The sequence below is a fragment of the Tissierella sp. genome (genome assembly GCF_031460495.1).
Lineage (GTDB): Bacteria > Bacillota > Clostridia > Tissierellales > Tissierellaceae > JAVKTS01.
This window is the reverse complement of record NZ_JAVKTS010000002.1, coordinates 529,578-552,559: the sequence shown is the minus strand read 5'-3', so window position 1 is coordinate 552,559 and position 22,982 is coordinate 529,578. Positions and strand designations below refer to the sequence as shown.

Here is a 22,982-nt window from a genome sequence, read left to right as displayed (position 1 = left end):
AAACTATGAAATTAAATCCATAGTTTTTTATTTGTGTTGATTAATAAACATTGGGTAAGTTTAATATTGTAATTAACTTATGAGAGGTTTGATTTTATGAGTGAAGAATTATTGTTTATAGCTAAAAGATTAGCAGATATAGCAAAAAGTATTGAAGATCTTAAAGAAGATGAAAAGCGTTATATAATAGAAAGAGCAGAAAAGATATCACCAGATTCTTTGGTAGAGTTATACAATTCTTTGAGTGAATATGGTAAGCTTTAAAATAATCTCTTCCTATTATATAGACATAAATTATATAGGTATAATTACTCATTTAAAAATCTTATATATAACCTATTCCTTTGTAGATAATCTTTAATGTATCCGGATGTTTTATTTTTCCATTTTCATAATCTTTGATAGTAGAAAAATGAAGATTGCATTTCTTGGCCAATTGTCTTTGGGACAACCCTGATATCATTCTGTACTTATATATTATTTCACTTTGAGTTTCCTCTGCCCAATCATCAGTTCCTAATAAATATGTATTATTAGTGTTTAATGCTTGACATAACTTATTCAAACTGCTAATATTAGGAGTTGTCCGAGATTTCTCAATATTACTAATTGTTTCCTCTGACAAACAACTTTTTATTGATAGATCTTTGATAGTCAAATACATAAGCAATCTTAACTTCCTGATACGATCCCCCAATGTTGTTTCAGGAAGGTCATTAATATCATTAATATTACATTCTATGTTAATAGTTTTGTGTTTTGCTAACGCAAGGTTGTCCATGTGGGTACTTAGGAGATCCCTTACATGAGTGCACCTGCTCACAAGGAAGTATTGACAGATATCTGGGTAAGATTAGCAATCCTCTACTAGATAGGATAGATATACATATAGAAGTCTCTCCCGTGGACTACAAGGATTTGAAAGGTGATAAGAAGGAAGAATCCTCTTCAATTATAAGTGAAAGGGTTAAAAAGGCTAGAAACCTGCAACTAGAACGTTATAGAGATGATAAGATATTTAACAATTCCCAGATAATAAATAAAGATATAAGAAAGTACTGCAAACTCTCTCCAAGTTCAGAAAAAATCATGAAATTAGCATTTGAAAAATACAAATTTAGTGGAAGAACATACAATAAATTATTAAAGGTATCTAGAACTATTGCTGATTTAGATGGAGAAGAATCAATTCTAGATTCTCATATATTGGAAGCTGTTAGATATAGAACTCTAGATAACAAATATTGGGGGTAAAATGATATGGATTTCACTTCAAGAGAAATTCTTATATGGTTAAATAGTCTGGGTATAGGAAATAGTAATATTAAAAATGTTGTTGAGGGTTTTTCTGATTTACCTGAGTTCTGGGCATCAGATAGTAAACAAATTAGAGCAATGAAGGGTATAAGAGACGAAGTAAAGGAAAAAATATTATATAATCGGAATATAGATAATATTAAAAGTTTGTTCATGAATATTGAAAAACAGAATATTGATATTGTAACTATATTTGATGAAGAATATCCTACAGGATTAAGATATTTAAATGATAGTCCTCAAGTGTTGTATATAAAAGGTAATAATTTCTTGAATAATAGTATTGCAATTGCTATCGTTGGCTCAAGAAAGGCAACTTCATATGGAAAATGGGCATGTGAAAAGTTTACTAAGGAATTAGTTGAATTGGGAGTGACTATTATAAGCGGATTAGCTTCTGGCATAGATACTATTGCACATAAGACAACTTTAGAAAATGATGGTAAAACCATAGCAGTATTAGGAAATGGTATTGATAATATATATCCTAAGCGAAATCTCTCTTTATATAAAGAAATTGAAAGAGAAGGCACTATTGTTACAGAATTTCCTCTAGGTACACCACCTTTAGCTTATAATTTCCCACAGAGAAATAGAATAATAAGTGGACTATCAAAAGGAGTAATTATTATAGAAGCGCAGGAAAAATCAGGATCTCTAATTACTGCACACCACGCACTTGATCAAGGAAAGGATGTTTTTGCATTACCAGGTAATATAAATAGTATATTTAGTGGTGGAACAAATAAACTAATAAAAGATGGAGCTAAGCCACTATTGACAATGGATGATATTATTGAAGAAATATATGAGTTGAAACAAATGGTTATGGTAAATAAGAGTAATAAAATTGATTATTCCAATTATAGCGAAACTGAAACGAAAATAATTAGAATTTTAGAATCAGGGCCAGTTCATACAGATATTATTGCATACAAGATAGGAATGGATATACAGGTTGCAACTAGTTTATTAACTGTGTTAGAACTGAAAGGTGCAATTAGAGAATTATCTAGTAGGGTATTTACTATTTCCTAGATATATTTATTGGAGGTGTATATATTGCATAAAAATTTAGTAATCGTTGAGTCACCTGCTAAAGCAAAGACTATAGAGAAATTTTTAGGAAAAAACTATAAGGTTATAGCTTCAGTCGGTCATATAAGAGATTTACCAAAGAGTAGCTTAGGAATTGATATAGATAATGATTTTGAACCTAAGTATATAACTATAAGGGGTAAGGGTCCTGTAATAAAAGAATTGAAAGATTTAGCAAAAAAATCAAATAAAATTTATCTTGCTACTGACCCTGATAGAGAAGGTGAAGCAATTTCTTGGCATTTAGCTCATATTTTAGGTATCAATGAAAATGATAAAATTAGAGTTGAATTTAATGAAATAACAAAAGATGCAGTAACAAACGCAATAAAACATCCTAGAGAGATTAATATAGACCTAGTCGATGCTCAGCAAGCAAGAAGGATATTAGATAGACTTGTGGGATATAAGATTAGTCCTTTATTATGGAGAAAAATTAGAAAAGGATTAAGTGCAGGAAGAGTACAATCAGTTGCTGTAAAACTTATTTGCGATAGAGATGATGAGATACAGAACTTTATCCCAAAAGAATATTGGAGTATAAAGGCTAAACTAGAAAACAATAAAGAATTATTTGAGGCATTATACTATGGAGAAATCATTAATAATAAAGAAACGAAAATTGAATTAAATACAAAATTTGATGTTGACAATGTTTTAAATAATATTGACAAGAAGAATTTTTTTGTTAAGGATATAAAAGAAGGGACAAAGAAAAGAAATCCTTATCCACCATATACAACAAGTACATTGCAACAAGACGCATCTAAAAAACTAGGATTCTCTACTAAAAAAACTATGATTATTGCTCAACAACTATATGAAGGAATAGATATTAAGGGTGAAGGATCAGTAGGTTTAATAACTTATATGAGAACTGATTCTACAAGAATTTCAAATGAAGCAATTTTAGCAATAAGCAATTTTGTAAAAGAGAACTATGGAGATAAATATACAAAAGGTGGGAATAACTACGCTAACAAATCTAAAAAGAATTCTCAAGATGCGCATGAAGCAATAAGACCTACTAGTATAATAAAAACACCTTTATCAATTCAAGAATCTTTGACAAAGGATCAATTCAAATTATACAAATTAATATGGGAGAGATTAGTAGGATCTCAAATGACAGCTGCTATATATAAAACTATATCCGTGTCAATTATTAGTAACAATTCTATATTTAAGGCTACTGGTTCTCAGTTATCTTTTGATGGTTTTTTAAAAGTGTATATAACCAGCGATGAAGAAGAGAAAGATATGAAAATCCCTGCATTAGAAATTAATAATAAGTTGAATGTTAAAGATATTATACCGAATCAACATTTTACTCAACCACCCCCTAAATACACTGAAGCTTCATTAATTAAGGCATTAGAAGAGTTGGGTATAGGCAGACCAAGTACTTTTGCACCAACTATTGCAACTATATTAGCAAGAAACTATGTAATATTAGAAAAGAAGTATTTTGTGCCTACAGAATTAGGTCTTTTGGTGAATGATCTACTCATGGAGTACTTTAATATAGTTGTAAACGAAAAATTTACAGCTAACTTAGAAGAAGAACTTGATAATATAGCGGAAGGAGATTTATCTTGGGTAGATGTAGTTAAGGGATTCTATAAAGATTTCGCAATTATTTTAGAAAAGGCTGAAGATGAGATTGAGGAAATAATAATTGAAGATGAGGTATCAGATGTAATTTGTGAAAAATGTGGAAGGAACATGGTTGTAAAACATGGTAGATTTGGAAAGTTTTTAGCATGTCCTGGATATCCTGAATGTAAAAACACTAAAGCAATCGTAGAAGAGCTTAAAGTTAATTGTCCTAAATGTGATGGGAATATAGTAAAAAGGAAATCGAAAAAAGGAAGGATATTTTACGGATGCAATAATTATCCTAATTGTGACTTTGTCTCATGGGATGAACCTATGGAAGAAAAGTGTCCTAGGTGTGGAAGTTTAATGGTAGAAAAGAAATCAAGAAAAGAAAAGAAAATAAAATGTACTAATGAGGATTGTGGGTATACAAATGTCGAAAAAGTATAAATAATGAAAATTTTCTGTACATTTTGTCAGTTTTATAGTATTATGTATGTAAATGATGATTTATTTAATAGTAGTTTCTATAATACTATTTAACTATGATTAATATAGAAAAACATAAAGGAGGATTTAGTTTTGGAAAGTTTATTACAAAAAACTAGAAGGTTAAACAAATCATTACAAGGATATGGATCTAAGGCAGTTTCTTTTTCAGATTTAAGCGAAATTTTAAGTAGTATTCTAGATGCAAATGTATATATAGCTAGCACTAGTGGAAAAGTATTAGGTTATGAACTAGCAGCTGGATTTGATTGTGATATAATTCAATCAGAAATAGTAAAGGAAAAGAGATTTCCGAAGAAATATAATGATGAATTACTTATGTATGGTGAAACAAAGGAAAATATGAGAGAAGTCACTGATTGTGTTTTCGACCAAGTGTCTGAATGTGCTTACCCAGATAAAATTGCTACTGTAATTCCAATAAATAGTGTAGGCAAGCGATTAGGGACTTTAGTTTTAGCTAGATTTGGCAAGGATTTCACAGAAGATGATCTTGTACTAGCAGAATATAGCGCTACTGTAGTAGGTATGGAAATATTGAGATCTAAAAACGATGAGATTGAGGAAGAAGCTCGCAAGAAATCAATAGTTCAAATGGCTATAGGAACTCTATCTTATTCCGAACTTGAAGCGATGGAGCATATTTTTAATGAATTAGATGGCAATGAAGGATTGCTTGTAGCAAGTAAGATTGCAGATAGAGTTGGAATAACTAGATCTGTTATAGTTAATGCTTTGAGAAAATTTGAAAGCGCAGGAGTGATTGAATCTAGGTCATTAGGAATGAAAGGAACACATATTAAAATCTTAAATGATAAATTGTTAGGTGAACTACTAAAAACAAAGGATTAATATTATTGAAAAGACTGTTGACAATTTATAATATGTCAACAGTTTTTTTAGTTATAATAGTATTTTAAGAACAAATTAAGCAAAGATTTTAATAGCATTCAATTAAAAAGTTGTAAGTATATGTTAGTTTATGTAAGGATTACTGAATTTAAAAATCGAAATTACGACAATAGTGAAATGGGACTTTGGGGTGAATTTGTATATAATTGTCAATTTATAGTTGCAAATATATACCACTCTATGTAATAATTATCTTATTATATAAATTAGCAATTATTTAGTCTAAAATTGTAGAATAATTTATCGTTTTAGTGTATTATAGTATTATTAGAAGATAAGAGGTGATTTCATGTTAAAAGGGATTTATAATAATGTTGACTTTTATAAGAAGGCCTTAGACGGTACATGGGAGAGAAACAAAATAATTAGTAATAATATTGCTAATGAGAATACTCCAAATTACAAGAGAAAAATAGTGTCTTTTGAAGACCAATTAAAAAATTCTATTGCTAGTCAAAGGATTAACCTAACCAAAACTAATGAAAAACATATTACAAGGGGCACGGATAAATTTTCACCAAGTATTTCAGTGGACAAGTCATTATCTTATAGAATAGATGGGAATAATGTTAACATTGATACTGAATCTGCTGATTTAGCTAAGAATACTATTATGTACGAGGCATTAATAAAACAAGTAACAAGTGAATTTGATAAAATTAAAAATGTTATTACTGAAGGGAGTAAGTAATTATGAGTATATTTAATTCAATAAATATATCTGCAACTGCTCTAACTGCTGAGAAAACTAGAATCGACATAATAGCAAAAAATATGGCCAATGCAAATACCACAAGGAGCACAGGGGGGCTTCCATACAGAAGACAAATGGCTGTCTTTACAGAGAATAAAAGAACTCCATTTTCTGAATATTTATCAAAGTTCAAAGATGACAATAATGAAAAGGGTGTAAAGATTAGTAAGATTGTAGAAGATGATTCACCTTTTAAGCTGGTTTATGAACCTGGTCATCCAGATGCTGATGAGAACGGATATGTAAAAATGCCAAATGTTGATGTGGTTAAAGAAATGGTTGATTTAATAAGTGCCCAGAGATCTTATGATGCTAATATTACTGCAATGAATGCATCTAAATCAATGCTTATGAAAGCATTAGAAATTGGTAGGAGGTAAGTAGATGGAAGTAAATAGAGTTAATAATTTATTTAATCTAGGGAATCAGGGAGAAAAGATATCAAACAATTCTAAAGACAAAGAATCTTTCGGCAATTTTTTAAGTACTGCTTTAAACCAGGTTAATCAAATGCAAGTAGATAGTACTGAGTATAAAAGGATGTTAGCTTTAGGTGAGGTTGACAATTTACATGATTTATCTATTGCTTCTGAAAAAGCTGATGTTGCTCTGCAAATCACTCTAAGCATAAGAAATAAAATCGTAGAAGCTTATAAAGAAATATTAAGAATTCAGATTTAATAAGAATTAGAGATGGGGTGCAATAGTGCAGGAATCTATACATAAAATAAGTCTACAATTAACTGAATATTGGAATGGAATGGATAAGAAAAAAAGAATTACTCTAGTTTTAGCTAGTATACTGATTATTTTTGTTATAACTACACTTATACTTAGTCTAACACGAACAAAATATGAGGTTTTATATGGTGATTTAAGTCTTAAAGATATGGGGCAAATTACTAGCAAATTAGATGAGATGGGGACGCCTTGGAAATCTGGTAATGATCAGAAGAGTATATTAGTCCCAGCAGAGAATAAAAATCGTATTAAAATTGAGCTAGCTACTTATGGTTTGCCAAAAGAAGGATATACATTTATGGATGCCTTTAGTGATAGCAGTTGGACAATGACTGATTATGATAAAAAGCAAAGAATGAAAAAAGCATTAGAGAGTGAATTAGCATCTACTATATCTGAGATAGACGGAGTTCAAAGTGCGCAAGTTTATGTGGATGAAAAAGAAACAACAAATTTTGTGTTAAATAATGATGAGAATAACAAAACAACAGCTTCTGTCTTTATTGTAAAAAGTACTAATAAGCAATTATCTACTGAAAAAGTAAATGCAATAAAGCATCTTGTTGCCGGTTCAACAAATATGGATCCAGAGAATGTTAGAGTTGTAGATGATGAAGGCAGGCTATTGGGTGAAGAAAATACCGAAGATGTATTTGATGTAGACCAATTCGGAATCAAACAAAATTTAGAGACAAAGATTAATGAAAGTATAAGAAAATTTTTAGAGAATATTGTAGGATCTGGCAATGTAGATGTAATGTCTAGCGTTAAAATTAACATGGATATAGAACAAACTACAATAGTTGAATTTTCTCCACCTATAGAAGGAAATGAAGAAGGATTGATTCGTTCCCTTGAAGAAGTTGAGGAACATATGGTAGGAGGAGTAGAGGGTGGAGTTCCAGGAACAGAAACTAATGTGGAAGATTATCAGATGCTAAATAATAGTACTAGTAGATATGATAAAGTAAGTAGAATTATAAATAATGAGCTTAATGAGATAAATAAAGAAATAAGGAAAGCACCGGGACAAGTTGAAAGTATTACTGTAGCAGTACTGTTAAATAAAGATTCTCTAATGGAAGGAGAATTAACTCCGGAAAGAGAAAAGGAATTTTCTGATTTAATATTTGCTGCAACTGGTTTGGATACAAAACAAGTTCAAGTTAAAGCAGCGAGCTTTAACAAGCAAAATAGTGATATTATTACTGTTTTAGAAGAATCAAATAAGTGGTTATATATTGGAATATTTGCATTTATTTTATTGTTAATAGCTATAATTATAGTAATCTTATATTCAAGAGCAAAAGCTAGAAAAGCTGCCATAGCCGCTGAGGAAGAGATGGCAAGATTGTTACAAGAAGTGTCTTCTAATGAATTAGATGTTGCAGACATTGACTTTGATGCTGAAGAATCTAAAATGAAGGCTCAAATAGATAATTTTATTGAGAAGAAGCCGGAATCGGTTGCTCAGTTGCTTAGAAATTGGTTAAATGAATAGGAGCGATTAAATATGTCTAAAAGACAATTTAGCGGGAAAGAAAAAGTAGCAATATTACTAATAGCTTTGGGGCCACAAAAATCCGCTGAGGTATTTAAACATTTAAATGATGAAGAAATAGAAGAATTAACCCTACAAATTGCTAATATGAGGATGGTTTCGCCTGATGAAAAACAATTGGTTATAGAAGAATTTTACCAGATTTGTTTAGCTCAAGAATATATCTCAGAGGGCGGAATCAACTATGCTAAAGATGTATTAGAAAGAGCACTGGGATCGGACAAAGCACTAGATATAATTAACAAGTTAACTTCGTCCCTTCATGTTAGACCCTTTGAATTCATTAGAAAAGCTGATCCAAATCAACTATTAAACTATATACAGAATGAGCATCCTCAAACTATAGCTTTAATATTATCTTATTTAGGACCTGCTCAATCAGCTCAAATTCTAGCCAGTTTACCAGCGGAAAAACAGGCAGATGTTACTAGGAGAATTGCAATAATGGATAGAACATCTCCAGAAGTTGTTAGAGAAATTGAAAGTGTTTTAGAAAACAAATTCTCCAATATTTTAGAACAAGATTTTACAATTACTGGTGGAGTACAAGCTGTTGTTGACATCCTTAATTCTGTAGACAGAGGTACTGAGAAATTTATTATGGAAGACTTAGACATGAGAGATGCAGAGTTAAGTGAGGAGATAAGAAGAAGAATGTTTGTATTTGAGGATATTATTACTCTTGACAATAGAAGTATTCAAAGGATTACCAGAGAAATTGACAATTCTCAATGGGCTATTGCTCTTAAAGGGGCAAGTGAGGAAGTTAAGAGTATTATATTTGCAAATATGTCAAAACGTTTAGTAGAAATGATAAAAGAAGATATAGAGTTTATGGGACCAGTTCGTATTAGAGATATGGAAGACGCTCAACAGAATATTGTTAATATAATTAGGAAGCTTGAAGAGGATGGAGAAATAATTACTCCTAGAGGAGGAGATGAAATAATTGCCTAGCATAATAAAGTCCTTTAGAGTGATTCAAACAGAACCTTCACATAATTCAAATAATTCGAATCATATAGAAGACGAAATTAAGATCAAACTAATTGATGAAGCTAATTTAGAGTGTGAAAAAATTATAACTGAAGCTAGAACAGAATCCCAAAGGATTATAGACGATTCGGAGAGACAAAGTGAGTTAATGATAGAATCTGCTTATGAAAGATCAAAGGTGATATTTAATGACTCTAAGGATAATGGTTATAATGAGGGTTATAAAACAGGTCATGAGGAAGGATATGAATTGGGATTAAGTCAGGGGTACGATAAAGGATATAATGAAGGGAAAATCATATCCGAGGGTTTAATAAAAGAAGCTTTAGAAATTAAAAATCAATATATAAATAAGAAAGATAGTTTATTGAAAGAGTTAGAAGCAGATATTGTAGAATTAGTAATGAGTATCTATGAAAAAATCATAAATGATAAAATTCAAGAAGAAAGTGACACCATTATTGATCTAGTACTAAATGGAATTCAAAATTTAGATATAACTGATAAATTAACTATCATTGTAGCAAAGGAAGATTTCGATATATTAGAAATGTCAAAAGATATTATATTAGCTAAGGCAAGCATGATATCAGAGTTAGTGATTAGATATGATATATCGTTTAAAAAAGGAGATTGCATTTTAGAAACATCTAAGGGAAATATTGATGTCAGTATACAGAATCAACTTGATGAAGTAAGGGAATTATTAACTACAATACTAAATAATGAGTGATGAAATGGAAAAAACAATAAATATTCAAAAGTATATTACAGCTGTAAAAGATAAAAGATTTATGAAGTATACAGGAAAAATTACTAAAGTCGCAGGACTTACTATTGAATCTAATGGTCCAATGGCTACTATTGGGGAGTTATGCTATATATACCCTTATAGAAGTAATAAACCTGTGCTATCTGAAGTTGTAGGTTTTAAAGACGATAAAATACTTCTTATGCCATTGGGAGAAATGGAAGGTATAGCTAGTGGAAGTGTTGTTGTAGGTAGTGGTAAAACTCTTAGGGTAAATGTTGGCGATGAATTAAGAGGAAGAGTGTTAGATGGATTAGGTAATCCAATTGATGGCTTAGGGCCTATTAGGTCAAATAAATATTATCCTGTATCAAATTCACCACCAAGTCCATTAGATAGGAGTATTATTGAAGAACCTTTATCTGTAGGGGTAAGGGCAATAGATGGGCTACTTACATGTGGTAAGGGTCAAAGAGTAGGTATTTTTGCAGGTTCAGGTGTAGGTAAGAGTACTTTAATGGGAATGATTTCACGAAATAGTACAGCAGACATAAATGTAATAGGATTAATTGGTGAAAGAGGTAGAGAGGTTAATGAATTTCTACAAAATGATTTGACAGATGAAGGTTTAAAAAAATCCGTAGTAGTTGTTGTAACATCCGATCAACCTGCTTTAATTAGAGTTAAAGGTGCTTTAGTAACAACAGCTATAGCAGAATATTTTAGGGACAAAGGATTAAATGTAATGCTACTAATGGATTCATTAACAAGATTTTCTTTGGCTCAACGAGAAATTGGATTAGCAATAGGTGAACCACCTGTAACTAGAGGGTTCACACCATCTGTATTTGCTATGATGCCAAAATTACTAGAGAGAACAGGAACATCTGATAAAGGAACTATAACTGGTCTGTACACAGTGTTAGTAGATGGTGATGATTTAACAGAGCCTGTAACTGATACTGCTAGAGGAATCTTAGATGGACATATTGTTCTATCTAGAAAGATAGCAAATTCGAATCATTACCCAGCTATCGATATTTTAGCAAGTATAAGTAGGGTAATGCCAAGTATTACAAGCAAAGAACATATGAAATTGGCAAGTTCTATTAAAGATATTATGGCAGTTTACCATGAAGCAGAGGATTTAATTAATATTGGTGCATATAAAAAGGGTGCAAACAAAAAAATTGATATTGCTATAGACTCAATAGATGACATAAATAACTTTTTAAAACAAGAAACTAATACTGCACCAACATTTGAAGATACTTTAAAAATGATGGAAAATATCATTAGCAAACTTAATTTAAATTAGTGGAGGTAGATTCAACTGGCAGGATATAGTTTCAAGCTTGAGAGAATTTTAAATTATAAGGAAAACATTGAGAATTTTAAAAAAGTAGAATATGGGAATGTCAATCAAAAGCTTATTAGTGCAGAAGAAATACTAGAAAGTTTTTACTTTCATAAGAATAAGTTAATAACAGAGAAAAATGAGACTATTAACAATATTAGTATTGCTAATTTAAAATTATATAATGATTATCTGCAAGATATATCATCAAATATTGAAAATCAAGAACATATCATTATAGAAATTAAAAAAGAGCTTGAGAAAGCCAAAGAAGAACTTCTTGTTGCAATGCAGGAAAGAAAATCTTTTGAGAAATTAAAGGAAAATGATTATAATGAATTTCTTTCTGAATCTAAGAAAAAAGAAGATAAAGTAATTGATGGAATAGTAACATTTAATATTTCCACTCAATAGCGGGGGGTAGGTTTATGGATGTGGATGTGATTGAAACAACAGTCAAGAAAAAAGGCAAAAAAAGATATAAAATTCTTACTATTTTAATAGTTGTTTTTGTAGCTGTTCCTTTAGCTATTATTAGCTTAATATACGCTAATAATAAAACCTTTCAAACCAAAGTAAAAGGTTTATTAATGAAAATGCCTGGAGTTGTAGGAGAACATTTTCGTAATTACCCGACAGAGACAGAGAGAAATGAAAAAATTGAGTATTTATCGAGATATTTTTTAGATATGGACACAAATATATCTGCAGATAAGATTTATATAATTAAGAAAGATGATGAAAAATTATATACTGATCTTATTAGGGGTATGAATGCTATTTCAACATCTAAGGCTGAAGAAATAGTTATCAAAGTACGTAACATAGAACTTAGAAAGGATCTTTTGTTTTCATTATATGATGATGCTCAGAAAGACGAAAATGAACAATTTTTGTCAGAGGTATCTAGAATTGAAAAACAAGATATTTTATTATCCATACTAGAAGCAGAAGAAAGGTTCTCTGATAGAGAATTCTTAAATATACTTGATAAGTTAAATACTGACAAATTAGGCGAAATTATTTTTTATACAGACGATGAAATAAAGAACTATATTTTAAATGCATTTAAAGAAAATAAAAGAACATTAATTGAAAGAATTATTTTCGAAAAAACAAATACTAAAAATACTTTAATTGATTTAGGGAAACTATATGAAACAAAGTCTATAGATATGGCTTTAAATATAATAGGAAATACTGATACTTATAATATGGAGAAGTTAGGTACTATATATAAAAATTTGTCAGTATTAAAATCTGCAGAACTATTAATTAATATAAAAGATGAGAAATTTTTAGAAGAATTGTTTTCTGCAATTATACGGGAAGAAGCACTAACAAAGTCTGATACAAATATTACTAGAGATATAAGCAGTGCAATGGAATTTCTAAATGAGTATAACACTAAAATAAAAGACTTAGTTGTAATTTATGAGAAGATGTCACCTTCTAATGTAGCAAATATTGTCGAAGAAATGATGACAAGTACCAACATAATCACATCACTAGAGTTAAACTCTGAAAATGTATATGATTTATCCGATAGTGTCATCATTGTAGATGTATTATCTAACATGAAAAATCAAACCTTATCTAAGGTTTTAGATTTTATGGAGCCTAATAAGGCTTCTCAGATTACTCAGCTTTTGGCCAAGCCAAAAGAAAATAATTAAGTAATCTAGAAAATATATTGAAGGAGGTGAAAATATGGAAGTTAAAATAATTGATTTTAAACATTCAGTAAAGCCATCAACCAACAATCTCTCTAAAGCAGAATCACCTATTAAGTCAAAAGATTTCTCTTCAACTATTGAATCTGTTAATAGTAAAAATAGTGTCATCAACGAGAATAATAGAACTTCAAAATACAATGATACTAAGAACTCTGGTAATTTAAGCAATATTGATAGTAAAGGTAAGAAAATCGATGATATAAATGGTGATGAATTAGAGCTTGATGAAACTCACGAGAATGAAGAAGTCCTATTAGATGATGCAATGCTTCTACTATCAAATTTAATTGTGGTCAAAGATATCCCTGTAGAAAGTGAAGAACTAGAGCTATCTCTTGAAGTAGATACAGACTTGTCTTTAAAAACACATATCTCTGTGGAAAATGAAGAGTTAGAGCATAAGACAGAATCAATAGATAATTTAAATGCTGAAAAAGAAATTTCAGAGGAAGCAATATTAAAGTCGCTTGATGAAGAAAATATTAGCAAACTAGAAGAGAAGCCAGACAATAATTTAAGATTAAATATTGATAATAAGAATGTAGAATTAACGAGTAAAAAAGAAGTTGAGACTTCTGGAATTGTTAATTTGTTTAATAAGGTTGATTCATCAAGTACTGAAGAAGTTGCAACTGAAGAAGTAGATTTTTCATCTAATTTATCCAATAAAATTGATATAAATGACATGGAAAATCTTAATCAACAAAACAGTTCAAAGGATTCCTCAGAAAACCAAGAAGACCCATTAGTAGCTACTCAGGGTGGAGATGATATTGAATTACAGGACAAACCTTTTGTATTCATTGAAAAAAATGGATTAAAATTTGTTGAAGGTAAGATGAATCAACAAGAAGAAACAGTTGCAGTAAATAGAGATAACCTTATTGAGCAAATAGTTGACAAAGTAAAAATAAACTTCTCTGATTTAAAGAATGAAATTAAAATCAGCCTAAAGCCTGAAGCATTAGGTGAACTAACTATGAATATAGAGGTTATTAAGGGAGAAGTAATTGCCAAAGTAATGGTAGATAATCAAAGAACTAAGGAAGCTATTGAGACAAATTTGTTCCAACTTAAAGAAGGAATAAAAGATACAGGTCTAGAAATAAAGACATTTGAAGTTTTTGTTGGAAGTGGAAGTGATTTTGATAAACATAACTCTGGTCAATTTAAATTCAACCAGAATGCTAAGAAAATCAAAATTAAGTCCCAAGATAATAAAAAGATTGCTGATTATGAAGACTATTCCATAGAAGGTAGAAGTAAAGTAATAGATTCATATTCTGAAAACAGCTTAAACTTATTTGCCTAGGAGGAGAACTAAATGGAAGTAAATAATGATAAAGAATATATTTATAAATTTGCAGCAACTGATAATAACTCAAATACCAACAAAACCAAGACTGCAAAAAATGATTTGGATAAGGATGCTTTTTTAAGACTTTTGACAACACAATTATCTAATCAAGATCCACTAAACCCTATGGAGGATAGAGAGTTTATTGCACAGTTAGCACAATTTTCTTCATTGGAGCAAATGCAAACTTTAAACAAGACAATGGATGGTAAATCAGAAGAGATGCTTGATTCATTGGATCTCATGAATACTAATCAAATACAAGCGAATGTAGAGATATTAAAAGAGATTACGAACATTCGAAAAGCAATGGACGCTTATATGATTAAAGATCCAGTTGATGAAAACACATCTGAGTAAGTAATACAATTGAAGATTAATATGGAGTTGGTAGAATGAACAAAATAGATATTAGACAGCTTGAAAATCGATTAATTAATTCAGCAGCATTAAAAAATACACAGCAAAATAGTTCTACTAAGGATTTTAACCAAATTTTAGAGAGAATTAAAAGCAAGGATGAGCAAATAAAGTTTTCTAAACATGCAGTAGAGAGATTAAATAGCAGAAATGTGAATTTAAGTACAGAAGATATGAATAGATTAGAAACTGCTATTCATAAGGCAAAAACTAAAGGTGTCAAAGAAGCATTGATACTACTAGACGACAAAGCATTTATTGCAAGTGTTAATAGCAAAACAATAATTACAACTGTTAATAGAGAACAATTAAAAGATAATGTATTTACAAATATTGATGGAGCAGTAATTATATAACTGGACCTTATAAGGAAGTTATTTAGGCCCGACTGATAGAAGGTCTAAAACTGCTAAATAAAATGGAGGTATGAAATCATGATGAGGTCAATGTACTCAGCCGTATCAGGTTTGAGAATACATCAAGGCAAGATGGATACAATTGGTAACAATATAGCCAATGTTAATACTGTTGGATTTAAAAAAGGACAAGTTACATTTCAAGAGGTATTTAGTCAAGTTGTAAGAGGGGCTAGTGCACCAACTGGTGGCAAGGGTGGTACAAACCCTCAGCAAGTAGGTATGGGTGCAGCAATAGGTTCAATCTCTACAATACACACAGTAGGACCTGGACAAAGAACAGATAACCCTACAGATCTAATGATAGATGGGGAAGGCTTTTTTATAGTATCAGATGATGTAAATTTTAACAACAGATATTATACAAGAGCAGGTAATTTTGCTGTAGATGGAGATGGAAATTTAGTAACTGCAGACGGATATAAGGTCTTAGGATATGCAGCAGATGAAGACGGAAAGATATTGACAGATGTAACAAATATAAGGATAAATAAGTCGGAAACAAAGGCTCCAACAGCTACAGAGTTAATTCACTTTAGAGGAAACTTAGATTCCAATACTGAAATTGATTTAAGTAAAGATGGGCATCTAATAGATACTGTTGTAGTGGATTCTCTTGGAAATTCTTATAAAGTAACATTTGAAATGAAGAAAGAGTCAGTAGATAGCACCACACTAGATCATAAATGGCAAATGTCTGTTAAGAGAGTTACAGATATGGCTACAGGAAACTATACAGAATCAGCAACTGATCCAATACCTGGAAACCTACTAGATATAACATTTAATTCAAATGGAAAATTAACATCAGTTGGTGGTGTTGCTGACGCAATAGCAGAAATAAAACTTAATTTAAATGGTGTTCAATTTGACAGAGATAAAGACGGTGGAACAATAACTCCATCAGCTCCTCTTTCAGCAACATTTAAAGATATAACATTATTTGACCCAAATAATCCTGATACAACTAAAAGTCTGACTCAATATGCGAATGAAATGGACATTAAACCATATGCCCAAAATGGCAATACATCAGGTTCTCTTGAAGGATTCTCTATTGACGCCACAGGGACAGTTATTGGAGTATTTACTAATGGGGAAAGAAAGGCATTAGGACAAATTATGTTAGCTAAATTTGATAACCCAATGGGACTTCAAAAGCTAGGAAGTAACTTCTTTATTGATACAAGGAATTCAGGGGAAGCACAGCTTGGTAGTGCTGGTGTTAGCGGATTTGGAGCTATAAGCCCTGGAACACTTGAGATGTCTAATGTAGATATTTCCCTTGAATTTACAGAGATGATAACTACACAAAGAGGATTCCAAGCAAATTCTAGAATCATAACAACTTCAGATGAAATGTTACAAGAATTAGTAAATATGAAGAGATAATTTAACAGAATAGGGTAGGTCTCTATCTACCCTATTCCATACAAAGGTGGGATACTAGTGATTAAAGTAAAGAGACTAAATGATAAGGAATTTGTTGTAAATAGTGAGCTTATTCTATATATCGAAGAAACTCCAGATACTGTTATTACTCTTACTAATGGACAAAAAATTGTAGTTACTGATTCTGTGGATGAAGTAATAAATAAAGTAGCTAGTTATAAGGCAATGATTCATAATTTTGAAAGAAGATATGATGGAAACGAGGTGTAGTAATTGGATATATCGACGATATTAGGGCTATTTTTAGGTATTGGCTTCACTTTATGGGGTATTATGGTTTCTGGAGATTTAGGGTCATATTATGATTTCCCATCTATAGTTATTACCCTAGGGGGCACACTTGCAGCAACTTTGTTAGCTTATCCTATGAATACTTTATCAGGGATTGGTAAAGTATTTCAAAAAGCATTTTTACACAAGGAAATTTCAGTCAATGGAATAATACAAGAAATTATTTCTCTTGCAAATGTTGCAAGAAAAGAAGGTCTGCTATCACTGGAAGAATATGGTTCCAAATTAGATGATGAATTCCTAAAAAAGGGTATTATGTTAATTGTAGATGGTACTGATCCAGAACTTGTACGAAATATTCTAGAAACAGAGTTAGTATTCCTTGAAGAAAGACATAGTCAAGGACAAGGGATGCTGGAATCCATGGGCGCCTTTGCACCAGCTTTTGGAATGATTGGTACTCTTATTGGTCTAGTAAATATGTTAAAAACTTTGGATGATGTATCTAGTGTAGGACCTCAGATGTCTGTAGCACTAATTACAACCTTTTACGGTTCCGCTTTAGCTAATATAATATTTTTACCTTTAGCTAAAAAATTAAATATTAGAAGTAAATCAGAGGTTTTAGTAAAAGAACTAATGATTGAGGGATTATTATCCATACAAGCAGGTGAAAATCCAAGAATTATAGAAGAAAAACTAAAGACCTTTATACCACCAGATTTAAGAAAAGAATTTAAAAAGGTTTCAGAGAAAGAGGGAGCGTAATGGCGAGAAGAAAAAGACGGGAAGAATCAGGTGGTGGAGCCCCAGAATGGCTTACTACATATAGTGATTTGGTTACTTTACTTTTATGTTTCTTTGTATTATTATTTTCTTTTTCTGCTATTGATGCTGAAAAGTTTAAGGCAATTATGATTAGTTTTCAAGGCGGTGCTGGTGTTTTAAGTGGAGGGACTACCATGGATTCTCCTTTAATTCCGATTCAAGATAGTTTAGATGTGGAATCTGAACTTCAAGATCTTCTAGCGGATTTAGAGGAGTACGCTGACACTCTGGGGTTAGGAGATAGAATCATAATTCAGCCTGAGGAGCGAGGAATCGTAATTAGATTTATGGACAATGTTTTCTTTGATTCTGGTAGTGCAGATATTAAAAAGGAATCATTAGAAATTTTGAAATCTGTATCGGAGATACTTAATAGAGAAGAATTTGTAAACAAACAGATAAAAATTGAGGGTCATACAGATTCAGACCCAATCATTAGATCTCCTAAGTTTCCTACAAACTGGGAATTGTCTTCTGCAAGAGCAACAAATGTATTAAGATATTTAGTTGAAGTAGAAAAAATAGATGGAGGCAGAGTATCTTCTGCAGGGTATAGTTATTATAGAGGGATAGCCCCTAATGATACAATTGAAAACAAGGGAAAGAACAGAAGGGTAGACATTGTTATATTAAGAGATGTTTATGAGGAACTAGAGCCATAGTAAAATAGAATGGAGTGGTAATATGTCGAAGAACACTACTATAATAATTGTTTTAGTTTTATTAGTAGCATTAATTGGTGGTATAGCTGTGGGCATATTCTTCTTTCCAAGAAATTCTGGAGAAGAAAAGGGAAAAAAGGTTGAAACCTATACCATTACCTTAGAAGATCTATATTGTAATATTAAAGACAGTAAAAGAATATTAAAAACTAAGATTACAATAGAGACTGTAAGTGAAACAACACTTGAGAACCTAACTGAAAAACAATTTTTAGTAAGGGATGAAGTAAATAAGATAATTACTAACTTAACAGAAGAAGAATTAAGAGGAGAAGAAGGACAAATTGATTTACAAAATAAAATTAAGACAAATATAGTAAAATTGTTTGATGATGAGAGTATAATTAATATATATTTTAATGATTTTATAATTCAATAAAGGAGGGAGCCAATTGTCTGAAGTAATGTCACAAAGTGAGATTGATGCCCTTCTCAATGCTTTAAGTACTGGTGAAGTAGATGTTGAAGAAATTAAAGAAGTTGATAATTCAAAGAAGACAAGAAAATATGATTTTAAAAATCCACAGAAAATCTCTAAAGAACAGTTAAGAACTTTAGAAACTATACATGAGAATTTTAGTAGATTTATGCAAACATTTTTGACAGGATATCTACGGGCGCCAGTAAAGATTACTATATTAACAGTAGACCAATTTGCCTATAGTGAATTTAGTAATGCATTATCTAATCCTGCTTTTCTAAGTATTATTGATTTCAGTCCTTTAAATGGAGAGATACTAATAGATATATCAACAAATATTATCTACACTATAATTGATAGGCTACTAGGCGGAGACGGGTCACAAAAACAAGATACAAGAAATTTTACTGAAATAGAACTATCTTTATTAAAAAATATGATGCAAAAAATAGTAATAGACTTTAAGGAAGCATGGACAAATGTTATTGAATTGAAACCATCTTTAGATAAAATTGAAACTAATCCTCAATTCGCTCAAATAGTCCCACCAAACGAAACAATAGCCTTAATTACTATGAGTATTGAAATTGGTCAGTCAGAAGGAATGATGAATATTTGCATCCCATATATATTATTGGAACCAGTTCTTGATAAGTTAAATACTAAGTTTTGGTTTAGTAGTTCTACTGAAAAGCACTCTATAGTAGAAGAAAAAGTAATTAAAGAGAGAATTTTACAAACTAGAGTACCGATGGTAGCACAATTAGGCTCAACCATTGCTCCTGTAAGAGATATTGTTAATCTTCATATTGGAGATGTTATTAGATTAGACAGCAGTGAAAATAATACTATTTCTATAAAGGTAGGGAGTAATGTAAAATTTAAAGGTGAGATGGGTGCTATGAATAACAGAATGGCTGTAAAAATAGTTGAAGTCGTAAAGGATGGTGAAATTATTAATGGCAAGTGATATGTTATCTCAAGAAGAAATTGATGCTTTGTTAAAAGGTGATTCAAATAATGATGTTAAGGTTGATTTCTATGAAGACGAAGATGATAATGAAAATAACATTGACAATAATAATGAAGATATATTGTCGATACTAGAAATTGATGCATTAGGTGAAATTGGTAATATAAGTATGGGAACTGCAGCTACTACTTTATCGACATTATTAAATAAAAAGGTAAGTATAACTACTCCAAAAGTAATAATAACAACTGCTGATGATTTAGCGGATGAATACAAGTTACCTCTTGTGGCTATAGATGTGAGCTATAAGGCTGGTTTACAGGGTTCAAATGTTCTAATTCTAGACTCTAATGATGCCAAAATAATTACTGATTTAATGATGGGTAAAGATGATTTTGATACTACAAGAGAGTTGACTGAATTAGATTTAAGTGCCGTAAGTGAAGCTATGAATCAAATGATGGGATCCGCTTCAACTTCACTATCCGAAATGTTTATGAAAAAAATTGACATTGAGCCTCCGAGATCTTTGGAAATGACTCTTGCAGAGGGGAAAAATCAAATAGATTTATTAAGTTCAAATTCTTCAATTATTAAGATTTCTTTTAAGATGGTAATTGGAGATATAATAGATAGTAATATTATGCAGTTAATACCTTTAGAGTTTGGAAAACATTTGGTGGATAGCTTGATGAGTACATCTAGTTCTAATAATGATGTAGTTGTACCAGATTTCATAAGTGAACCAGAAAATATAAGCTTCAAGGAACCTTCTTTAGCAAATAAAGAGGAAAAACGACACAATATTTCCCAAAACTATTCAAGACCTGTTGATAGAACGACAAATGTTGGTTATAATGGTATTAGTAGGAAAGAAGAAAAAGTAATTATAACAAAACCAGAATTTCAGACTTTTGAGGAGAATCCTAATCTAGTATATAATGAATCTCTTGATTTAGTAGGAGATATTCCAGTGGAAATTACTGTCGAATTAGGTAGGACAAGTAAGAGAATTGGTGAGATATTAGAGCTTGGACAAGGAACTGTTTTAGAATTGGACAAGTTAGTAGGAGAAGCGTTAAGTATTTATGCCAATGGTAAATACATTGCTAAAGGTGAAGTCATAGTTATTGATGATAATTTTGGTGTTAGAGTAACAGAAATAGAAAATTCGAACAAAAAAATTATTGAGAAAGTATAAACAGGAGGTTTTGAAATGGCAAATGGAATTTTAATCGTAGATGATGCATCATTTATGAGAATGATGATAAAGGATATTTTATCAAAAAATGGATTTGTAATACTTGGAGAGGCTGATAATGGGCTGAAAGCTATAGAAAAATTCAAAGAGTTAAATCCTGACTTAGTTATTATGGATATTACCATGCCTGAGATGGACGGTATTCAAGCTGTCAAAGAAATTAAAAAGATTAGCAATAGTGCTAAAATAGTAATGTGTTCTGCTATGGGACAGCAAGCCATGGTTATTGAAGCTATACAAGCTGGAGCAAAGGACTTTATTGTGAAACCTTTCCAAGCAGACAGAGTTGTAGAAGCTGTTAAAAAGGCTCTTAGTTAATAGAATGAAAAAAATTTTTAATGTATTATTGTTTTCATTTGTCTTTGTTATATTTTCTTTACCTGTATATGGAACTGGATATGAAGACATATCTTTAACAAAGATTGTCTTCCAACTTGTTTTTTATTTAGCAATGTTTGTATTAGTTATTATCTTGAGTTTATATGGCACAAGACTAATTGCTAAGAATTATAAGGGATTTGGTGGAAGTAAATATACTACTTTGATAGATGTCATGAATATACAAAATGGTTATAAGATACAGATTGTAAAAATTAATAAGAAAATTTATATTTTATTGACATCAAATGGCAATTCAAATGTAATTGATATAATTGAAGAAGATGATTTTTCTTTAGAGTTAGAGAACTTTGACAATTATCTACTTAAACATTTAAATAAGAATAACACTAGTAATAAGGTGCATAGCAAAATAAAAGATTTATTTAATAAATCTTATACAAATAAAGATAAGGAAGACGAGAATGATGAAGAAAAGTATTAAAATAGTTATTTTTATTATTACTCTAGTGATGATTTTTTCTACTACTGTTTCAGCAGAATCAAATTTTTCATTATTCGGAAACAACATTTCACTAGAAGATAATAATGAACCTCAAAATTATGTATTTTCACTTCAGCTCCTCTTTGTTTTAACTATTCTTACATTAGCTCCATCTATTCTGATTATGATGACTGGCTTTACAAGAATTCTTATTTCTTTATCATTCATCAGGAGTGCTTTAGGGTTACAACAAACACCTCCAAATCAAGTTATTATTGGATTATCTTTATTTCTAACTTTTTTTATAATGGCTCCAATAGCTACAGATATAAATAATGAAGCTATTCAGCCTTTTTTAAGGGAAGAAATTACTCAAGATGTAGCTTTGGAGAGAGGAATGAAACCTATACGTAGCTTCATGTTTAAACAAACTCGAGATAAAGATATAGGTTTATTTTTGAGTATGAGTGATACTGATGGTGTAGACAATATCGACGAGATACCTACACATGTAATTATACCAGCATTTATTATTAGTGAGCTAAAGACAGCGTTTCAAATAGGATTTATTATTTATATACCTTTTTTAGTAATTGACATGGTTGTAGCCAGTACTTTAATGGCAATGGGAATGATGATGTTGCCTCCAGTGATTATATCATTGCCCTTTAAAATATTGTTGTTTGTATTGGTAGATGGATGGAATTTGATTGTGAAATCCTTAGTACTTGGATTTAAATAGGGGT

Annotated in this window: 28 protein-coding genes and 1 pseudogene; 28 read left to right on the top strand and 1 reads right to left on the bottom strand. The window is 30.6% G+C overall.

Going from position 1 to position 22,982, the window contains the following annotated elements:
- Positions 1-96: 96 nt before the first annotated feature.
- Positions 97-264 (top strand): hypothetical protein, encoded by a 168-nt coding sequence (locus RIN63_RS06710; RefSeq protein WP_310443936.1) that lies wholly within the window; start codon positions 97-99, stop codon positions 262-264.
- A 61-nt stretch (positions 265-325) separates the two neighbouring features.
- Here RIN63_RS06710 and RIN63_RS06705 read toward each other — a convergent pair whose 3' ends face one another.
- Entirely contained in the window at positions 326-781 is a 456-nt protein-coding gene (locus RIN63_RS06705; protein ID WP_310443935.1) for a helix-turn-helix transcriptional regulator, read from the bottom strand.
- Here RIN63_RS06705 and RIN63_RS06700 point away from each other — a divergent pair.
- The 27 genes and pseudogenes from RIN63_RS06700 to fliP all read left to right on the top strand — a co-directional run.
- A pseudogene (locus RIN63_RS06700) lies at positions 760-858 on the top strand (ATP-binding protein); the annotation flags it as partial. The gene RIN63_RS06705 and the pseudogene RIN63_RS06700 sit on opposite strands and share 22 nt — an antisense overlap.
- A 45-nt stretch (positions 859-903) precedes the next feature.
- Positions 904-1,254 (top strand): hypothetical protein, encoded by a 351-nt coding sequence (locus RIN63_RS06695; RefSeq protein WP_310444107.1) that lies wholly within the window; start codon positions 904-906, stop codon positions 1,252-1,254.
- A gap of 6 nt (positions 1,255-1,260) precedes the next feature.
- Positions 1,261-2,355 (top strand): DNA-processing protein DprA, encoded by a 1,095-nt coding sequence (gene dprA, locus RIN63_RS06690; RefSeq protein ID WP_310443934.1) that lies wholly within the window; start codon positions 1,261-1,263, stop codon positions 2,353-2,355.
- A gap of 24 nt (positions 2,356-2,379) precedes the next feature.
- Positions 2,380-4,464, top strand: a complete 2,085-nt coding sequence (gene topA, locus RIN63_RS06685; RefSeq protein WP_310443932.1) for a type I DNA topoisomerase — start codon at positions 2,380-2,382, stop codon at positions 4,462-4,464.
- Positions 4,465-4,596: 132 nt separating this feature from the next.
- Entirely contained in the window at positions 4,597-5,376 is a 780-nt protein-coding gene (codY, locus tag RIN63_RS06680) for a GTP-sensing pleiotropic transcriptional regulator CodY (RefSeq protein WP_310443931.1), read from the top strand.
- Between the two features lie 349 nt (positions 5,377-5,725).
- Positions 5,726-6,127 carry a flagellar basal body rod protein FlgB gene (flgB, locus tag RIN63_RS06675; protein WP_310443930.1) on the top strand — a complete coding sequence of 134 codons (402 nt, stop codon included), beginning with the start codon at positions 5,726-5,728 and terminating at the stop codon, positions 6,125-6,127.
- 2 nt (positions 6,128-6,129) lie between these two features.
- Positions 6,130-6,570 (top strand): flagellar basal body rod protein FlgC, encoded by a 441-nt coding sequence (gene flgC, locus RIN63_RS06670; RefSeq protein WP_310443928.1) that lies wholly within the window; start codon positions 6,130-6,132, stop codon positions 6,568-6,570.
- 4 nt (positions 6,571-6,574) lie between these two features.
- A complete protein-coding gene (gene fliE, locus RIN63_RS06665; RefSeq protein ID WP_310443927.1) occupies positions 6,575-6,871 on the top strand; it encodes a flagellar hook-basal body complex protein FliE in 297 nt (98 codons plus the stop codon).
- A 25-nt stretch (positions 6,872-6,896) separates the two neighbouring features.
- A complete protein-coding gene (gene fliF, locus RIN63_RS06660; RefSeq protein WP_310443926.1) occupies positions 6,897-8,432 on the top strand; it encodes a flagellar basal-body MS-ring/collar protein FliF in 1,536 nt (511 codons plus the stop codon).
- 12 nt (positions 8,433-8,444) lie between these two features.
- Complete coding sequence (gene fliG, locus RIN63_RS06655) at positions 8,445-9,449, top strand: flagellar motor switch protein FliG (RefSeq protein ID WP_310443925.1); 1,005 nt, start codon at positions 8,445-8,447, stop codon at positions 9,447-9,449.
- Complete coding sequence (locus RIN63_RS06650; RefSeq protein ID WP_310443924.1) at positions 9,442-10,221, top strand: FliH/SctL family protein; 780 nt, start codon at positions 9,442-9,444, stop codon at positions 10,219-10,221. The genes fliG and RIN63_RS06650 overlap by 8 nt, the downstream gene beginning before the upstream one ends.
- 4 nt (positions 10,222-10,225) lie before the next feature.
- Entirely contained in the window at positions 10,226-11,557 is a 1,332-nt protein-coding gene (fliI, locus tag RIN63_RS06645; protein ID WP_310443923.1) for a flagellar protein export ATPase FliI, read from the top strand.
- A gap of 9 nt (positions 11,558-11,566) precedes the next feature.
- On the top strand, positions 11,567-12,010 hold the full coding sequence (gene fliJ / locus RIN63_RS06640) for a flagellar export protein FliJ (RefSeq protein ID WP_310444106.1): 444 nt from the start codon (positions 11,567-11,569) through the stop codon (positions 12,008-12,010).
- A gap of 14 nt (positions 12,011-12,024) precedes the next feature.
- Positions 12,025-13,272, top strand: a complete 1,248-nt coding sequence (locus RIN63_RS06635; protein ID WP_310443922.1) for a hypothetical protein — start codon at positions 12,025-12,027, stop codon at positions 13,270-13,272.
- Positions 13,273-13,306: 34 nt separating this feature from the next.
- Entirely contained in the window at positions 13,307-14,644 is a 1,338-nt protein-coding gene (locus tag RIN63_RS06630) for a flagellar hook-length control protein FliK (protein ID WP_310443921.1), read from the top strand.
- A gap of 12 nt (positions 14,645-14,656) precedes the next feature.
- Positions 14,657-15,049, top strand: coding sequence for a flagellar hook capping FlgD N-terminal domain-containing protein (locus RIN63_RS06625; RefSeq protein WP_310443920.1), 393 nt, complete (start codon positions 14,657-14,659; stop codon positions 15,047-15,049).
- A gap of 35 nt (positions 15,050-15,084) precedes the next feature.
- On the top strand, positions 15,085-15,465 hold the full coding sequence (locus RIN63_RS06620) for a TIGR02530 family flagellar biosynthesis protein (protein ID WP_310443919.1): 381 nt from the start codon (positions 15,085-15,087) through the stop codon (positions 15,463-15,465).
- Positions 15,466-15,543: 78 nt separating this feature from the next.
- Positions 15,544-16,917 carry a flagellar hook protein FlgE gene (locus RIN63_RS06615; RefSeq protein WP_310443918.1) on the top strand — a complete coding sequence of 458 codons (1,374 nt, stop codon included), beginning with the start codon at positions 15,544-15,546 and terminating at the stop codon, positions 16,915-16,917.
- Positions 16,918-16,974: 57 nt separating this feature from the next.
- Positions 16,975-17,187 carry a flagellar FlbD family protein gene (locus tag RIN63_RS06610; protein WP_310443917.1) on the top strand — a complete coding sequence of 71 codons (213 nt, stop codon included), beginning with the start codon at positions 16,975-16,977 and terminating at the stop codon, positions 17,185-17,187.
- Positions 17,188-17,190: 3 nt separating this feature from the next.
- On the top strand, positions 17,191-17,976 hold the full coding sequence (locus RIN63_RS06605) for a motility protein A (RefSeq protein WP_310443916.1): 786 nt from the start codon (positions 17,191-17,193) through the stop codon (positions 17,974-17,976).
- A complete protein-coding gene (locus RIN63_RS06600) occupies positions 17,976-18,698 on the top strand; it encodes a flagellar motor protein MotB (protein ID WP_310443915.1) in 723 nt (240 codons plus the stop codon). The genes RIN63_RS06605 and RIN63_RS06600 overlap by 1 nt, the downstream gene beginning before the upstream one ends.
- Positions 18,699-18,720: 22 nt before the next feature.
- Positions 18,721-19,137, top strand: coding sequence for a flagellar basal body-associated FliL family protein (fliL, locus tag RIN63_RS06595; protein ID WP_310443914.1), 417 nt, complete (start codon positions 18,721-18,723; stop codon positions 19,135-19,137).
- Between the two features lie 13 nt (positions 19,138-19,150).
- Positions 19,151-20,149 (top strand): flagellar motor switch protein FliM, encoded by a 999-nt coding sequence (fliM, locus tag RIN63_RS06590; protein ID WP_310443913.1) that lies wholly within the window; start codon positions 19,151-19,153, stop codon positions 20,147-20,149.
- Positions 20,139-21,353 (top strand): flagellar motor switch phosphatase FliY, encoded by a 1,215-nt coding sequence (gene fliY, locus RIN63_RS06585; protein ID WP_310443912.1) that lies wholly within the window; start codon positions 20,139-20,141, stop codon positions 21,351-21,353. Before fliM ends, fliY begins: the two co-directional genes overlap by 11 nt.
- A gap of 15 nt (positions 21,354-21,368) precedes the next feature.
- Positions 21,369-21,731, top strand: a complete 363-nt coding sequence (locus tag RIN63_RS06580) for a response regulator (RefSeq protein ID WP_310443911.1) — start codon at positions 21,369-21,371, stop codon at positions 21,729-21,731.
- 4 nt (positions 21,732-21,735) lie between these two features.
- Positions 21,736-22,236, top strand: coding sequence for a hypothetical protein (locus RIN63_RS06575; protein WP_310443910.1), 501 nt, complete (start codon positions 21,736-21,738; stop codon positions 22,234-22,236).
- Positions 22,217-22,978 (top strand): flagellar type III secretion system pore protein FliP, encoded by a 762-nt coding sequence (gene fliP, locus RIN63_RS06570; protein WP_310443909.1) that lies wholly within the window; start codon positions 22,217-22,219, stop codon positions 22,976-22,978. The genes RIN63_RS06575 and fliP overlap by 20 nt, the downstream gene beginning before the upstream one ends.
- Positions 22,979-22,982: the final 4 nt, after the last annotated feature.

Coding starts and splice junctions, on each gene's coding strand:
- RIN63_RS06710 (WP_310443936.1), top strand. CDS start 97: ATGAGTGAAGAATTATTGTTTATAGCTAAAAGATTAGCAGATATAGCA.
- RIN63_RS06705 (WP_310443935.1), bottom strand. CDS start 781: ATGGACAACCTTGCGTTAGCAAAACACAAAACTATTAACATAGAATGT.
- dprA (WP_310443934.1), top strand. CDS start 1,261: ATGGATTTCACTTCAAGAGAAATTCTTATATGGTTAAATAGTCTGGGT.
- flgB (WP_310443930.1), top strand. CDS start 5,726: ATGTTAAAAGGGATTTATAATAATGTTGACTTTTATAAGAAGGCCTTA.
- flgC (WP_310443928.1), top strand. CDS start 6,130: ATGAGTATATTTAATTCAATAAATATATCTGCAACTGCTCTAACTGCT.
- fliE (WP_310443927.1), top strand. CDS start 6,575: ATGGAAGTAAATAGAGTTAATAATTTATTTAATCTAGGGAATCAGGGA.
- fliG (WP_310443925.1), top strand. CDS start 8,445: ATGTCTAAAAGACAATTTAGCGGGAAAGAAAAAGTAGCAATATTACTA.
- fliI (WP_310443923.1), top strand. CDS start 10,226: ATGGAAAAAACAATAAATATTCAAAAGTATATTACAGCTGTAAAAGAT.
- RIN63_RS06635 (WP_310443922.1), top strand. CDS start 12,025: ATGGATGTGGATGTGATTGAAACAACAGTCAAGAAAAAAGGCAAAAAA.
- RIN63_RS06630 (WP_310443921.1), top strand. CDS start 13,307: ATGGAAGTTAAAATAATTGATTTTAAACATTCAGTAAAGCCATCAACC.
- RIN63_RS06625 (WP_310443920.1), top strand. CDS start 14,657: ATGGAAGTAAATAATGATAAAGAATATATTTATAAATTTGCAGCAACT.
- RIN63_RS06620 (WP_310443919.1), top strand. CDS start 15,085: ATGAACAAAATAGATATTAGACAGCTTGAAAATCGATTAATTAATTCA.
- RIN63_RS06615 (WP_310443918.1), top strand. CDS start 15,544: ATGATGAGGTCAATGTACTCAGCCGTATCAGGTTTGAGAATACATCAA.
- RIN63_RS06600 (WP_310443915.1), top strand. CDS start 17,976: ATGGCGAGAAGAAAAAGACGGGAAGAATCAGGTGGTGGAGCCCCAGAA.
- fliL (WP_310443914.1), top strand. CDS start 18,721: ATGTCGAAGAACACTACTATAATAATTGTTTTAGTTTTATTAGTAGCA.
- fliY (WP_310443912.1), top strand. CDS start 20,139: ATGGCAAGTGATATGTTATCTCAAGAAGAAATTGATGCTTTGTTAAAA.
- RIN63_RS06580 (WP_310443911.1), top strand. CDS start 21,369: ATGGCAAATGGAATTTTAATCGTAGATGATGCATCATTTATGAGAATG.
- RIN63_RS06575 (WP_310443910.1), top strand. CDS start 21,736: ATGAAAAAAATTTTTAATGTATTATTGTTTTCATTTGTCTTTGTTATA.
- fliP (WP_310443909.1), top strand. CDS start 22,217: ATGATGAAGAAAAGTATTAAAATAGTTATTTTTATTATTACTCTAGTG.